At 63.5% G+C, this 15312-nt stretch carries 7 protein-coding genes; all 7 read left to right on the top strand.

Translation table 11 applies throughout. The annotated features are described in order from the left end of the window. Positions 1-1302: a spinster family MFS transporter gene (locus tag U1702_RS00035; RefSeq protein ID WP_332721194.1), complete on the top strand. Its 1302-nt coding sequence runs from the start codon at positions 1-3 to the stop codon at positions 1300-1302. Next, positions 1299-2912: a carboxylesterase/lipase family protein gene (locus U1702_RS00030; protein WP_332721193.1), complete on the top strand. Its 1614-nt coding sequence runs from the start codon at positions 1299-1301 to the stop codon at positions 2910-2912. Before U1702_RS00035 ends, U1702_RS00030 begins: the two co-directional genes overlap by 4 nt. Further along, a complete protein-coding gene (locus U1702_RS00025) occupies positions 2909-4474 on the top strand; it encodes an AMP-binding protein (protein ID WP_332721192.1) in 1566 nt (521 codons plus the stop codon). The genes U1702_RS00030 and U1702_RS00025 overlap by 4 nt, the downstream gene beginning before the upstream one ends. Further along, positions 4461-5207 (top strand): TetR/AcrR family transcriptional regulator, encoded by a 747-nt coding sequence (locus U1702_RS00020; protein ID WP_332721191.1) that lies wholly within the window; start codon positions 4461-4463, stop codon positions 5205-5207. Before U1702_RS00025 ends, U1702_RS00020 begins: the two co-directional genes overlap by 14 nt. Before the next feature lie 76 nt (positions 5208-5283). Next, positions 5284-6168 carry an SDR family NAD(P)-dependent oxidoreductase gene (locus U1702_RS00015; RefSeq protein ID WP_332724517.1) on the top strand — a complete coding sequence of 295 codons (885 nt, stop codon included), beginning with the start codon at positions 5284-5286 and terminating at the stop codon, positions 6166-6168. Positions 6169-6221: 53 nt separating this feature from the next. Beyond that, positions 6222-7166 carry a hypothetical protein gene (locus tag U1702_RS00010; RefSeq protein ID WP_332721190.1) on the top strand — a complete coding sequence of 315 codons (945 nt, stop codon included), beginning with the start codon at positions 6222-6224 and terminating at the stop codon, positions 7164-7166. Positions 7167-7293: 127 nt separating this feature from the next. Next, positions 7294-15312, top strand: an 8019-nt coding sequence (locus U1702_RS00005; RefSeq protein ID WP_332721189.1) for an ELWxxDGT repeat protein, incomplete at its 3' end; no start/stop codon positions are given.

Below are 15312 nucleotides of genomic sequence, written 5' to 3'. Positions count from 1 at the left end.
ATGGCCCCGGCCGAACCTCTCGCGCAGCCCGGGTCTATCCCGGCGCAACCGGCACCGCGCGCGGGGTTCGTGCTGGGGATGCTGACCTTCGTCTATATTCTCAACTTCCTCGACCGGCAGCTGATCGGTATCCTCGCTAAGCCGATCCAGGACTCGCTGGGCGTCAGCGACACGCAATTGGGGCTGATCGGCGGCCTGTATTTTGCGATGTTCTACTGCTTCATCGCAATTCCCGTCGGTTGGTTCGCCGACCGCACCAGCCGCGTCGGGGTGCTTTCACTGGCGTGCGCGATCTGGAGCGGGGCGACGGTCGCGTGCGGCATGGCGGCGAGCTATGGCCAGCTGGTCGTCGCGCGGATGATGGTGGGATTCGGCGAAGCGGGTGGCGTGCCGCCATCCTATGCGATCATCACCGACACCTATCCACCGGGCAAGCGCGCGGCGGCGCTGGGAATCTTCAATCTGGGACCCGCAATCGGCGCGGCGCTGGGCGTGGCGTTCGGCGCGGCGATTGCCGAGCGTTTCGGCTGGCGCATTCCGTTCATCGTGGTCGGTGCGATCGGCATCGTCACGGCGCTGATCGTGTGGCTAACCGTCCGCGAGCCGCAAAAGGGCGCGACTGACACCGTGCAATCGGCTCAGAATAAGGAAATGGCTCCGTTCTGGCCGACCGTGCGCATGTTCCTGTCCAACCCCGTCCTGATGCTGGCAGCATTGGGCAGCGGTGCGACGCAGTTCGTCACCTATGGCTTGGGCAATTTCGCCGTCCTGTTCCTGATGCGCGAAAAGGGGATGGTGCTCAGCGAAGTGGCGATCTGGTATGCGCTGGTGCTGCTGATCGGCATGGGCGGCGGGATGGTGATTTCGGGCCGGGTGATCGACCGACTGGTGCGCAAATCGCGCGCCGGTTACGCGATTGCGCCCGCGGCATCGCTCGCTGTAGCGATGCCCTTTTATCTCGGCTTCATCTGGGCACCCGGCTGGCCGATGGCACTGGCGTTTCTGGCCGTCGTGATGGTGTTCAATTACTTCTACCTCTCTGCATCGGTGGCGCTGGTGCAGGAAGAGGTCAGGCCGAACCAGCGCGTGCTGTCGGGGGCGCTGCTGCTGCTCATCATGAACTTTATCGGCCTTGGCCTTGGCCCAACCTGGGTGGGCTTTGCCAGCGACTGGTTCAAGGCTCAGGGCGATATGCACGGGCTGCAATCGGCGCTCTACACCCTCACCCCCTTCTATCTGATCGCCATTGCGCTCTTCCTCCTGCTCGCACGGCGACTCCGCCGTGAGAAAGTTTCCGCATGAAGCTGTTGCTGCTTGCCGCGCTGCTGTCGTCGGCACCTGCCATCGCCGGGCCGTTGGTCAAGGCCCCCGCCGGGTCGGTCGAGGGCAAGGCTGCGGGACAGGTCGAGGTCTTCAAGGGCATTCCGTTCGCCCAGCCACCGGTTGGCCCGCTGCGCTGGAAGCGCTCGGTCGCATTGGCGGCATGGGACGGCGTGCGCCCGGCGACCAGCCCCGGTGCTGCGTGCATCCAGCCCAGGTCCAGCGCCGTCAGCATCTATGCCAACCCGCCCGAGCGGATGAGCGAGGATTGCCTGACGCTCAACATCTGGAAGCCGAAGGCGGCCAAGAACGCGCCGGTCATCGTGTGGATTCACGGCGGCGCGCTGGTCAACGGTTACTCGCATGAAAACATGTATGACGGCGCGGCGCTCGCGGCGAAGGGCGCGATTATCGTGTCGATCAACTACCGCCTCGGCATCCTCGGCTATTTCGCGCATCCGGGGCTGAGCGCCGAATCCGCCGACGGAGTCTCGGGCAATTACGGGCTGCTCGATCAGGTCGCCGCGCTTGAATGGGTCAAGCGCAACATCGGCGCGTTCGGCGGCGATGCGGGCAATGTCACGGTCGCGGGCGAGTCCGCCGGGGCGCTCAGCATCCTGTACCTGATGGCGTCGCCCAATGCGCGCGGCCTGTTCCACAAGGCGGTGGTGCAAAGCGGCTACATGATCTCGACGCCCACGCTGAAGGAAGCGCGCCACGGCGAGGTTCCGGCGGAGGCAACCGGCATTCGCGTGGCAACCGCGCTCGGGGCAAAGGACGTCGCGGCCTTGCGCGCGATCGAGCCGAACGCGCTGACGGCGAAGGCGGGAGCGGCCGGGTATTTCCCGTGGGGTACGATCGACGGCAAAATCCTGAAGCGCCAGATTGTCGACACCTTCGATCATGGCGAGCAGGCGCCGGTGCCGGTGCTGGCCGGGTTCAACAGCGGCGAAATCCGCTCGCTGCGGATGCTGGCACCCCCGGTGCCAAAGGATGCGGCGACCTATGAAGCGGCAATCCGGGCGCGTTATGGCGATCTCATGCCGCTGTTCCTGCGGCTCTATCCGTCGAGCAGGCTGGCCGACAGCATCCTCGCCACGCCGCGTGACGCGATGTATGGCTGGACCGCCGAACGGCTGGCGGTGAAGCAGACCGCAATCGGACAGTCGGGCTATTTCTATGTGTTCGATCACGCCTATCTGGCGGCATCGACACTGGGCTTGCACGCCTTTCATGCTGCCGAGATTCCGTTCATGTTCGGCAACCTCGATCGCACCCCGCCCTATTGGCCAAAGGCGGAGGGTGCCGCCGAACGCAAATTCTCCAACGCGATGATGGATTATTGGGTGTCGTTCGCGCGCACCGGCGTCCCCAAAGCCGCGGGCAATCCCGACTGGCCGGCTTACGGCACGACCGAGGGCTATATGGCGTTCGCACAGACACCGCGTCCCGGCACGCGAATGATGCCCGGCATGTATCCGCTGCATGAAACGGCGATGTGCCGCCGTCGTGCGGCGGGCAATTTGCCGTGGAACTGGAATACCGGAATCCTGTCGCCGGTGCTGCCTGCAAAGGGTTCGGGCTGCTCATGATTGCGGGCAGTATGCAGGCGTTTCCGCTGACGCTGGACAAGATTCTCGATCACGCGGCGCGCTGGTATCCCGAAGGCGAGATCGTCACCGCGCGGCCCGATGGTAGCGTTACGCGGACCGATTACGCCGCGTTGCGCGATCGCAGCCTGCGCGTGTCGTCGCTGCTGACGGAGCTGGGCATCGGCGTCGGCGACCGCGTCGCCACGCTGGCGTGGAACAGCCAGGCGCATGTCGAGGCGTGGTACGGCATCATGGGGATGGGGGCAGTGTGCCACACGCTCAATCCGCGGCTGACCGTTGCCCAGCTGGGCGCGATGGCGAGTGAGTCCGGCGCAAAGATGCTGATCGCCAGCACCGACCTGATGCCGGTCGCGCTGGAAATCGCCGCGCGCTCGCCCGCAATCACGCGCGTGCTGGCGATCGACGGCGATGACGCGGACGCCCATGCGCTGAACCCGCTGATCGCCGCCGCCGCGCCGGACGCCATCTGGGGCCAGTTCGACGAGACCGCACCGTGCGGCCTGTGCTTCACCTCCGGCACCACCGGCGCGCCAAAGGGCGTGACCTATACCCACCGCTCCAGCTTCCTGCACACGCTGCGTATCCTGCAAGTCGATGTGATGGCGATTTCAGGGCGCGACACGGTGCTGGCGATGGTGCCGATGTTCCATGCCAATGCCTGGGGCCTGCCGTTCGCGCTGCCAGCTGTCGGCGGCAGGCTGGTGCTGCCCGGCCGTCAAGCCGATGGGGCAAGCCTCGCGCGGCTGATCGCGGGGGAAGGCGTTACGATCGGCGTCGGCGTGCCGACCGTCTGGCTGGGGCTGGTCGAGCATCTGGAGGCCACGGGGGGTGAACTCCCCTCGCTCAAACGCATCATCGTCGGCGGTGCGCCGATGGCTCCCGCGCTGATGGCGCGGATCGAAGCGCGGCTGGGCGTGACCGTCCAGACCAGCTGGGGCATGACCGAACTCTCGCCATCGGGCACCGTTGCCCCGCCCGACGATCCGCAGCGCACGGCATCGGTGTCGGGCCGCCCCGCGCTCGGCGTCGATCTGTTGCTGACCGATGCCGATGGCACGGCCTTGCCCGAACAACGCGGTCAGGAGGGGCATCTGCGCGTGCGCGGTGCATCCGTGGTCGATCGCTATTTCGGGCATGAGCAAAGCGCGACCGATGGCGATGGCTGGTTCCCCACCGGCGACCTCGCCCGCATCGACACGCGCGGCAATCTGACCATCACCGGACGTTCCAAGGACCTCATCAAATCGGGCGGCGAATGGATCAACCCGGCGGAGATCGAGGCGGTCGTCGGCGCGCTGCCACAGGTGTCGCTGGCCGCCGTGATCGGCCGCAGCGACCCCAAATGGGGCGAACGCCCGATCCTGCTGGTCGAGATGAAGAATGGCGATGCGGTCGAGGACGAAGTCCTGCTGGAGCCGGTGCGTTTGCGGCTGGCACCGTGGTGGGTACCCGATGCCGTGATCCGGCTGACCGAGATGCCGCTTGCGGCGACGGGCAAGATCGACAAGTTGCGGTTGCGGGCCGAATATGGAAGCGGTTGAGCGCAGCCCGGTGCAGCGGCACCGGCGGGAACAGGATTGGAAAGACGAGTTGGTGGCACCAGAGCCAAAACCGCGTCGGCGCTCGACTAAGGCCGAGCAGCGTGCCGAGACGATGGAGCAGATCCTCGACGAGGCCGAATATCTGTTCTCGCGTCACGGCCTGTACGGCGTCACGCTGAAGGATGTGGCCAAGCGCGTCGGCGTGCATCACACGCTGCTGAACTATTATTTCGACGACAAGAAGAAGCTGTTCGATGCCGTGTTCGCGCGACGTGCGCAGGTGACCATCAGCCGCCGGATGGAGGCCCTCGATGCCTATGAGGCGTCGTCAGATGGAAAACCGTCGGTCGAGGGAGCGCTGCGCGCGTTCCTCGATACCGACCTCGATCTGTATATCGAGGGTGGCGAGAGCTGGAAGAATTACGGCGCACTCGGCGCACTCGTGTCCAACAGTCCCGAATGGGGCGCGGAAATGATGGACACGCATTTCGACCCCGTGGTGTTGCGGCTGGTCGAACTGCTGAAAAAAGCGCTGCCCGGTTGCGCGGAAGCGGATATCTTCTGGGGCTATCACTTCGTCACCGGCGCGCTGATGACGACGCTGGCGCGGACCGGACGGATCGACAAATTGTCGGGTGGGCTGTGCAAGTCCGAGGATTTCGCCGCGGTCAAGGCACGCATGGCGTCGTTCATGGCGGCCGGTTTCATGCAGATCTGCAACAAGGCGGAATAGCCGGAGCCGATCGCTCCAAACCGCATATTCAGAACACTCACTCACTGGTTAGTTAAGATTAATGGAGATGAAGCAGATGTCGCTCGATGGACGCATTGCAATCGTAACCGGGGCCGGCGGCGGTCTGGGACGCGCGCACGCTTTGTATCTGGCAAGCCAGGGTGCCCGGGTGGTGGTCAATGATCTCGGTATCGAAGCTGCCCAGCGTGTGGCCGACGAAATCGCCGCGCGCGGTGGCCATGCGATCGCCATCGCCGCATCGGTGACCGACGAAGCGGCGGTCGAGACGATGGTCCAGCAGACGATCGACCAGTGGGGCCGGATCGACATTCTGGTGAACAATGCCGGTATCCTGCGCGACAAGAGCTTCGCCAAGATGACGCTCGACGATTTCCGGCTGGTGGTCGATGTTCATTTGATGGGCGCGGCGACCTGTACCAAGGCGGTGTGGGAGATCATGCGCAGCCAGAATTACGGCCGCATCGTGATGACGACTTCGTCTTCCGGCCTGTGGGGCAATTTCGGCCAGGCCAATTACGGCGCGGCAAAGATGGCGCTGGTCGGGCTGATGCAGACGCTGGCGATCGAGGGCGAGAAATACGACATTCGCGTCAACTGCCTCGCCCCCACCGCCGCGACCCAGATGACGCAAGGGGTGCTCGCGGACGGCAGCCTCGACCTACTCGATCCGGCGCTGGTCAGCCCCGGTCTGCTCGCGCTGGTCAGCGAAGACGCGCCGACGCGCGCGATCCTGTGTGCGGGCGCAGGCCATTTCGCCACCGCCAGCATCGCCCTGTCGCAGGGCCGCCATATCGGCGGCGCGGCGGACGCCGGGCAGCGCGTAACGGACCAGTGGGCCGCGGTTTCGGATCGCGCCGACGCCATCATCCCGGCCTATGGCTTCGTCCAGTCGGAGCGTGAACTGGCCAGTGCTGCGGCGGCGCGTCCCAAAATTTGCTAGCCACCTCCGCCGCTTGCATGGACGTGTGAAATACAATCGGGCAAACAGGCCGCGTGAGTCCTGTCGTCGCCGATCCGCCCCTGCGCCAGTTGACCCGGTTGCGTTCGGAGTTTTCAATTGCAGCGACGCAACTGGCGGCCAGTCTGTTTTCCGGACGACCGCTGGTCAGCCTGGAATTCGGCATCGTCTCACGCGTGTGTCTGCCGGACTGGATTCAGGACGGGGTGATCGCGCCGCCGGCTGTTCCGGTCAACGCCATTACCGTGCGTCGTATCGCCCAGTCGCTCGGCGGATCGGCAGAGACGGTGCGTCGCCACGTCAACAACCTGCTCGACCAAGGCATTTTCGTCGCGTTGCCGCACGGGATCGCGCTCGGCGACACGCCACAGGCACGATCGGCGGCGATCCGCAATTTTACGGGCATCCACGATCTGTTCCTGCGAATGGTCGAGGATCTGCACTATACTTCCGACTATTTCCTTAGCCCCGTAACGCCCGCGGTGGTCAGCATGCTCGATTTGCTGGAGCGCGCAGCCGATACGTTGCTGATGACGGTCGACAGCTATGCGATAAGGGGCATCAGCCGGAACGGGTTGATGCTGTGGGCCGGACTGACCAACGTCGCGGTGCGCGACGTAACCTATGACCCGGTGCTCGCCCGCCGCTACGCCAACGAGATTCCGCCCGACTCGGTACGGTTGGGGATTTCGCTGCGCCGGATCGCCGCCGCGCTGTCGATGCCCTATGCCACCGCGTGGCGTCAGATCGAGGCGCTGACTGCGGCCGGACTGGTGTCGCGCCTGCCCAATGGCGACTGGACCGTGCTCGCCCATAATCTGCAGCATGCCGACATTCGCGCGATCAGCACATCGCCCAGCGTGTTTCTGGCCAACAAGCTGCGCGACCTTGCCATGCTGGGCCTAAATCCGGCGGATATCCCCGCACGCTACATCACCGGGCGACCGCCCATTGCCGATTTGGGACTCGCCGTAAGCTAGTTTCCGCCTCGTTATCCAATCTGGGTCACTAGGTGGTTTCCCTAATCAGGTTCGATAGTTACGCGCGATTCTTCGACGAATCAGTGACGCGCGGGGGCGCAGTCCGTTCAGAGCGCGGGGAATATCAATGGCCAAGATGACACTGTTCGTGGCGAACCACGCCACCAAGGGCATGTCGCTGTGGATTACCGACGGCACTGAGGCGGGGACGCGGCTGTTGAGTGACATCCGGGAGCTCGACACGGCAAATCCGGATGCGAAGAATTTCGTCGCATTGGGCAACCGCGTCGTTTTCTCCGCCGACAATGGCGTGAATGGCGCGGAGCTGTGGATCAGCGACGGGACGACGGCGGGGACATTCCTGCTCAAGGACATCGTGGTCGGCGGAAACGGCGCGGCGCCCGCAAACCTGACGGCGTTCCACGGCAAGATCGTGTTCTCGGTGACGTCGGAAAGCGGCGGCACTGAATTGTGGAGCACGGACGGCTCCGCAGACGGCACGGAAATGATCGCCACGATCAACGCCTCCGGATCGGCCAACGCCAACAATTTCAGGGTCATTGGTGACAAAATCGTGTTCGTGGCCGACGGCGGCACGGGGGGCGGCAACGAACTGTGGGTTTCCGACGGCACTGCTCTCGGCACGCGCCAGTTGCCGGACATCAACGTCTCCGGATCGTCATCGCCCCAAGGGCTGATCGAACTGGACGGCAAGGTGATCTTCAGCGCCGCGAGCACTGGCTCGAACCGGGAATTGTGGATCACCGACGGCACCGACGGGGGCACGTTGCTTTTGCTGGAAATCCGCAGCGGCGCGACCGGCTCCAGCCCCGCCAATTTCGTCCGCGTCGGCGACAAAATTGTGTTCACCGCAAACGACGGTACGAATGGCGCCGAGTTGTGGATGACCGACGGCACGACTGGCGGCACCGCCCTGCTCGGCAGTACCGTTGCAGGCCCTACCAGCGCCAACCCCACGACGCTGACAGCGTTCGGTGACTACGTCGTATTTCGCGCCAGCGTCTCGGCAAGCGGCGTGGAGCCGTGGATCGCCAACATCACCACCGGAACGGTGACGCTGCTTGCGAACATCGCGCCGGGCAATTTGCAGTCCGTCCCCGCGAATTTTACGGCCCTTGGCGGCAAGCTCGTCTTCTCGGCGACTCAGCCCGGGTCAACCGGCGTTGAACTGTGGGTCACGGACGGCACGACGGCGGGAACGATGCTGCTCAAGGACATTTTTCCCGGCAGCACTGGCAGCACGCCCGGTAATTTCGTCGTGATCGGGGATCATATCCTATTCCGTGCCAATGGCGGCAACGGCCACGATATGTGGATCACCGACGGCACGCCGGAGGGGACGATGCCGATCATGGTCGAGACCGGCGTCACCGCATCGTCCGCTATCTCTGCTGCCGTCGCGCTGGGCGACAGTCTGGTGTTCGTCGCAACGGTGAACGGCGAAACCGAATTGTGGATCAGCGACGGCTCACAGGACGGCACGGCGAAACTGGCTGACATCAATCCAGTTGGCAGCGCCTCGCCAGCCGACCTGCAAGCCTTTGGCGACAAGATCATATTTACCGCAACCGATGGCAGCAATGGCCGCGAATTGTGGATCACCGACGGCACGACCGACGGCACGATCATGCTTGCCGATATCAATCCGGGCACAGGCGGCAGCAATCCGTTTTATTTTGAGCAGCTGGGCGACAAGCTGCTTTTTGCGGCCACAGGTCCTTCCGGTACTGAACTTTATGTAACCGACGGCACTCCGGAAGGGACGACGCTGCTGAAGGACATCTATCCAGCGGGTAACGGGTCGCCGTTCGGCATGACAACCATCGGCGACAAGGCGGTGTTTACGGGCAACGGCCCTGAAGGTGGAGAATTGTGGGTCACCGACGGCAGCGCCGACGGAACACTGCTGCTGAAAGATATCGTCCCCGGCACAGGAAACTCCAGCCCCGGCGCGTTTGTGTCGGTGGGTTCATTCGTCATGTTCCGCGCCAATGGTCAGATTTGGCGAACCGACGGAACGGTCGATGGCACGGTCCTGGTCAGCACCGCAAGCAACATCTTCTGGGAGCCGGTGGCCTTTGGTAACAAGGTCTTGTTCCGCGGTCAGGGTTCAAATGGCCAGAGTGAATTGTGGATTTCGGACGGCACGACCGCTGGAACGGTGCTGCTAAAGGACCTGTCGCCGACGGCCAGTTCGGCGCCAGGCAGCTTCCTGGTGTTCGGCGACCGTGTCGTGTTTCAGGCTAGCGGGAATAGCATCGACCAACAGCTCTGGATCACCGACGGCACCGCCGAAGGAACCGCGATCCTGTCTGCCCGTGATCCCGCTGCGATGATTGAATTCAACGGACGTCTGTATTTTCTGACGGCGGGCGAAGGCGTCAACGGCTTCACCGCGGAATTATGGTTTTCAGACGGTTCCGGCGGCGCGCTTCTACTCAAGGTCATCAACGCCGGTACCGCCAGCACCTATCCCGGCAATTTCACCGTGGTCGATGGCAAGCTTTATTTCACGGCCGACGACGGCATTCACGGTTCGGAATTGTGGATCACCGACGGCACGATGGAAGGGACCGTGCTGGCCGTCGATGTTAACACCGACCCCGCCGCGTCGGGCGCGACCCCGTTGTTCACGTTCGAGGTGAACCAGTCGCCCGACATTGACAATGTCATGATCGTGCCGGTCGAGGGTGAAACGTCACCCGAAATCTCGGTCGATACGCTGTTCGCGGCGTCCTATGACGATCCTGACGATGCCAGCGAGACGATCAACGCCATCGCCATCGCCTACAACCCGCAATTCGGATCTGAAGGTCAGTGGGAATATTCCACCGACGGCGTCGGCTGGAACCAGGTCGGACTGGTCGGAGAGGGCTCCGCCCTCGTCCTGAACGAAGATGCGAAGCTGCGCTTCGTGCCCAATCCCGAATTCTTCGGCACCCCGACCGGGCTGTCGGTGTACGCGCTGGACGCAACTTATGCCGGTCAGACGTCCGATGGCGGATCGCGGATCACCATCGACGTGACGAATCGGGGCGGTATCACCGGGATCTCGGCCGAGGCGGCGACGATCGGAACCGAAGTGGCGACCCCGCCCCCGCCGCCCCCGCCGCCCAACACCCCGCCGAGCAGCCAGAATGACGTCATCTTCCTGACCAGCCCGACGAGCGAGGGTCAGGTCAACGTCCTGTCGAACGACAACGACCCCGACGGTGACGCGCTTACGGCGTCCATCTACACTTTTCCGACAGGCGGTAATGTGAGCCTGTCCCCCAATGGCGACGTGGTTTACACTCCGCATCCCTGGTTCACTGGGAACGACAGCTTCACCTATGTCGTACAGGACGGCAAGGGCGGCCAGACCTTCGGCAACGTCAACGTGCTTGTCGCACCCATGCCCAATCCCCCCGCCAACGCCGGGTTCACCACCGGCCTCGTCGCGGCTGGCGGCGAAGTCCATGTCACGGCCGGCGCGGATCAGGGGTTGCGGCAGGAAAGTTCCGCGATCGCCGGGTTTCCGAACGGCAGCTACCTTATCGCCTGGCAGGCACCCGATGGCGATGGCAGCGGCATTTTTGTCCAGCATTACGATACCAATGGGACACCTTATCAGACCCCGGTTCGCGTCAATACGACTATCGCAGACCATCAGCTGCAACCGGCGGTCACCGTGCTCGCCGATGGCGGCTATGTCATCATATGGACTGGTCAGGACGGAGCCTATGAAGGCATCTTCGGGCAGCGGTTCGACTCGAACGGCAATCCCGTCGGCGGTGAGTTCGCAGTCAACACCACCACGCAACATGGCGAGGTTCAGCCACAAGTTACCGCACTGGATGGCGGCGGCTTTGTCGTTATCTGGATGTCCAGTGAGGATGGCAGCTACGATGGTATTTTCGGCCAGCGCTTTGACAGCAATGGCGCGCCCGCAGGCACCGAATTCCGCGTCAATTCGACCACCGCAGGCAGCCAGTTCGCCCCCTCGATCGCTGCCCAGGACGGCGGCGCGTTCGTCGCCGTGTGGACGTCCAACGATCAGGATGGCGAATATGAGGGCATCTTTTCGCAACGCTTCAACGCTGCCGGCGAGCCACAGGGCGAAGTCCGCGTCAACACGATTACCGAGGGTGGCCAGATCAACCCGTCGGTCGCTGGACGGGCCGGTGGCGGTTATGTCGTCGCCTATCAAAGCCAGCCCCCGGGTTCGGACAGCTACGAGATTTATTTCCAGCAGTTCGACGCGACCGGACAACCCTATGGTGTGGAGACTCGCGCCAACACGACGTTGGGCAACGATCAGGAAAATCCGGTCGTCACCATATTGACCGGTGGCGGCTTCGTCATCGCCTGGACGTCACCCGGTCAGGATGGCGACGGGCGCGGCATCTATGCGCAACAATTCGATGGGTCCGGGCTGCCGGTCGGCAACGAGCTGCACGTCAGCACCTCCGCCGCCGGCGATCAGCTCGAACCGGTGATCGTCACCGTGGGCGACGGCTTTATCGTCAGCTGGAGCGGCAGCGGTCAGGGTGACGAAGCGGGCATCTTTACCCAGCGTTACATGCCCGGCATCGCCGCTTCGGAAACGGCGGAAACCAGCCTGAACGGCATTCTCGACTTTTTCGACCTGAACGACGGCGGTGGCACCGTGCGTGTGACGCTGTCGGTCGATGCCGGTGAGATCAACGTCGATGCCGGGACCAGCGGCGCGACGGTCGACAGCGGGAACGGCACGAACGAAGTCGTCGTGTCCGGCACGATGGCGCAGCTGAACGCCCTGTTCCGCGCCGGCGGCGAGGGGACGGTCAGCTACAGCTTCACCGGCGACGCCCCGCCCGAATCTGCCACCTTCTCGATCACGATCATGGACGATCAGGGCGCCACTTCGACGTCCACCGTGCCGATTTACATCGCGGCGGAAAACGACGCGCCAAGTATCGCCAACGGCATCCCGGATCAGACCGGGACCGAGGACACGGTATTCAGCTTCCAGATCCCATCGGACGCGTTCAGCGATCCGGACAGCACGCTCAGCTATACGGCGACGCTGGATAACGGCGATCCGCTTCCCGACTGGCTGGTTCTGAACCCGGTGACCGGCCTGTTCTCCGGCACCCCGCCGCTGGATTTCAACGGCACCATCTCGGTCGAAGTGCTTGCCTTTGATGGCCTCTCATACGCCGCCGACATTTTCGGGATCGCGATCGGGGCGGTCAGCGACGCGCCCACCGGCACCGACGCCACTCTCACGATCGATGAAGACGTCGCGCACGTCTTCAGTCTCGCCGATTTCGGCTTCGACGATGTTGACGGCAACGCGCTGGCCGACATCACCATCGTCACCATGCCTGCCGCTGGCTGGCTGCGGCTCGACGGCGTCGATCAGGTGGACGGCGCAGTGATCAGCGCGGCCGATATCGCCGCCGGCCGGCTCAGCTTCGTCAATGATGGCGACCAATATGGCGACGATTATGCGTCGATCACCTTCCGCGTCCGCGACGATGGCGGTACCGATAATGGCGGCGCCGATACCGCTGTTTCCGACAATGTGCTGACCTTCAACGTCACGCCGGTCGACGACAACCCGTGGTTCTATCTCGAGGAATTCTCGAACGGGTTTGAAGCGACGTTCACCGAGGATGGCGAGCCGGTCGCGCTGAGCCAGTCGCCGTTTTTCGCCGATCCAGATGAAACCGAGTTCGACGGCCTGACGCTGACCATCGCGTTCGACGATGGCGGATTGCCGAACGAGGATCTGTTCCTCGTCGACCTGATGGAGACGGACTTCGGCGTCCAAGGCAACGACCTGTTCTATCAGGGCGTGCTGATCGGCACCTACACCGGCGGTAATGAAGGGCTGGAGCTGGTCATCACCTTCAACGCCGATGCGTCCGATGAGGCCGTACAGGGCGCGCTGGAAGCGATCCGCTATAATTACAATGGCGAGGTCGGCGATCCGCTGACCCGCGCGCTGACCTTCACGCTCAGCGACGGCGGCGAGGTGACCTATTACACCACCACCGCAACCGTGATGGTGGAGGGCGTCGACGATCTGGCGACGATTTCAGTCCCTACTGGCATCCCGGTCGATGAAGACACCGCGATCGCCATCTCCGGCCTGTCGATCGAGGATGTGGACAATGATCCGTCCGAGGTCATCACGGTCCGCTTCAGCGTCACCCACGGCACGCTGACAGTCCGCACCGATGTGCAGGACGGCGTCGATGCGAGCGCGATCAGCGCCGACGGCACGTCACAGGTCGAGATCACCGCGTCGCGCGCTGCGATCAACGCCACGCTGGCCGCGAACGGCCTGACCTATCTGCCCGATGTCGACTATAACGGCGTCGACCAATTGCAGGTTCTCCTGCCCTATGGCGGCACGCCGACGAATGTCGATTTCACCGGTTATGGCGGCATGTTCGGCGGCGATGTCCCTAGCACGGCGTTGCGTACGGTGACGGTCAACGGGTCCAACATCGGCGTCCTGGCGGTCGGCGATGCCGAAAATGGCTATACCGTGAACCTGGCGCTGCCTGGCGGTGGTGTGAACGGGCTGTCGTGGGGCGCTAAGCCCGTGGGCGTTGCCGTCGGCGACTTCACAGGCGACGGTCTCGAAGATCTGCTTGTGGCCGGGATCAACGAGAGCGGCTCCGAAATCCGCTTCATCGCTTCGGTCACCGCCGAAACCTCGCAGATTGCGACCTTCACCAATGCCATCGAAGGCTTGCAGGTCGCCGACCTGAATGGCGACGGCGTGCTCGACGCGGTAACGCGCGACACCGTTACCAGCGAAATCCTGGCGGTGATTTCAGGCGAAGGGGGCACTTACACCAGTAGTGCGGTCAGCGGCAGCAATGCCGCGTCCGACGACTTTTTCATCACGGACGCCGATGGAGATGGCGTGCTCGACATCGTGGCGATCACAGTTGACGGGATATCCTTCCTCGGTGGGCTTGGTGACGGCAGTTTTAAACCGCCATTTACAGTAGCCGCCGGTGACTACTCCGCCTTGCTGGTCGCCGATGTGAACGGTGATGGCCTCAACGACTATATTTATTCGATCGTCGGACCACTCAGTAGCGCGCTGTCCGTTTCGCTTGGCGTTGAAGGCGGCGGCTTCGACAGCCTAGGCTGGAACATTTCCGTCGATCAACGGATCAACTCGATCGCGACCGGCGACGTTAATGGCGATGGCATTGTCGACATCGTCACACTGAGCGATGGGTTCGGTTCGAACATCGGCGTCTTCCTTGGCAGCGGCAATGGATCGTTCGGCGACCGGATCGGCTTCGACTCCGCACCCGGCACCGGGCTGGCGCTGGTCGATATGACCGGTGACGGCTTGCTCGACATCGTCACGGCCGGCACGGGCTTTATCAGCTTTGATCAGAATCTCAGCACGCCGCCGATCCCCAATCAGGCGACTGTCGATATCGTCGTCAGCCCGATCGACGATCCTGCATACGCGACGCCCGACGATGCGACGGTGCTGGAGAGCGGGACTGTTACCATCGATGTGCAGCAGAACGATGCCGACATCGACGATCCGATGCTGATGATTACCGCGATCGACGGACAGCCGGTGTCGCTGGGCGGCACGGTAACGCTGGCCTCCGGTGCGCTGGTGACGCTCAACGAAGACGGCACGATCAGCTATGACACCAACCGCAAGTTCGACTGGCTGGTCAGCCCGACGACGGCGGCGGCGACTGGTGCCACCAATGGCAGCGCGATCGACACGTTCGAATACATCGTCAATGGCGGCAGCGCCCTGGTCACGGTCACCGTCACGGGTCAGGATACGGTGGGCGACCGGCTTCAGGGCAATGACGGAGACAACGGCCTGACTGGCACGCCCGCCCCCGATTATTTCGACCTGTCACAGGGCGGCACGGACAGCGTCAATGGCGGTGCCGCCAACGACGCGTTCCTGATGGGCGCGTCGCTGGATGCGAGCGACAGCATCGACGGCGGGACCGGGACCAACGATCAGGTCGGCCTTCGCGGCGATTATGCCGGGGCGAACGCGCTGGTGCTCGGCTCGACGACGCTGCGCAACATCGACACGATCGGGCTACTGGCCAGCCCGGGCGACAGCTACGACATCACCACGCATAACGAC

It is taken from the genome of Sphingomonas sp. LT1P40, assembly GCF_036663835.1.
Lineage (GTDB): Bacteria > Pseudomonadota > Alphaproteobacteria > Sphingomonadales > Sphingomonadaceae > Sphingomonas.
This window is presented reverse-complemented; position numbering and strand designations above follow the sequence as displayed.

Excerpts from the sequence above, each read along its gene's own strand:
- U1702_RS00030 (WP_332721193.1), top strand. The coding sequence starts at position 1,299 with ATGAAGCTGTTGCTGCTTGCCGCGCTGCTGTCGTCGGCACCTGCCATC.
- U1702_RS00015 (WP_332724517.1), top strand. The coding sequence starts at position 5,284 with ATGTCGCTCGATGGACGCATTGCAATCGTAACCGGGGCCGGCGGCGGT.
- U1702_RS00025 (WP_332721192.1), top strand. The coding sequence starts at position 2,909 with ATGATTGCGGGCAGTATGCAGGCGTTTCCGCTGACGCTGGACAAGATT.
- U1702_RS00020 (WP_332721191.1), top strand. The coding sequence starts at position 4,461 with ATGGAAGCGGTTGAGCGCAGCCCGGTGCAGCGGCACCGGCGGGAACAG.
- U1702_RS00035 (WP_332721194.1), top strand. The coding sequence starts at position 1 with ATGGCCCCGGCCGAACCTCTCGCGCAGCCCGGGTCTATCCCGGCGCAA.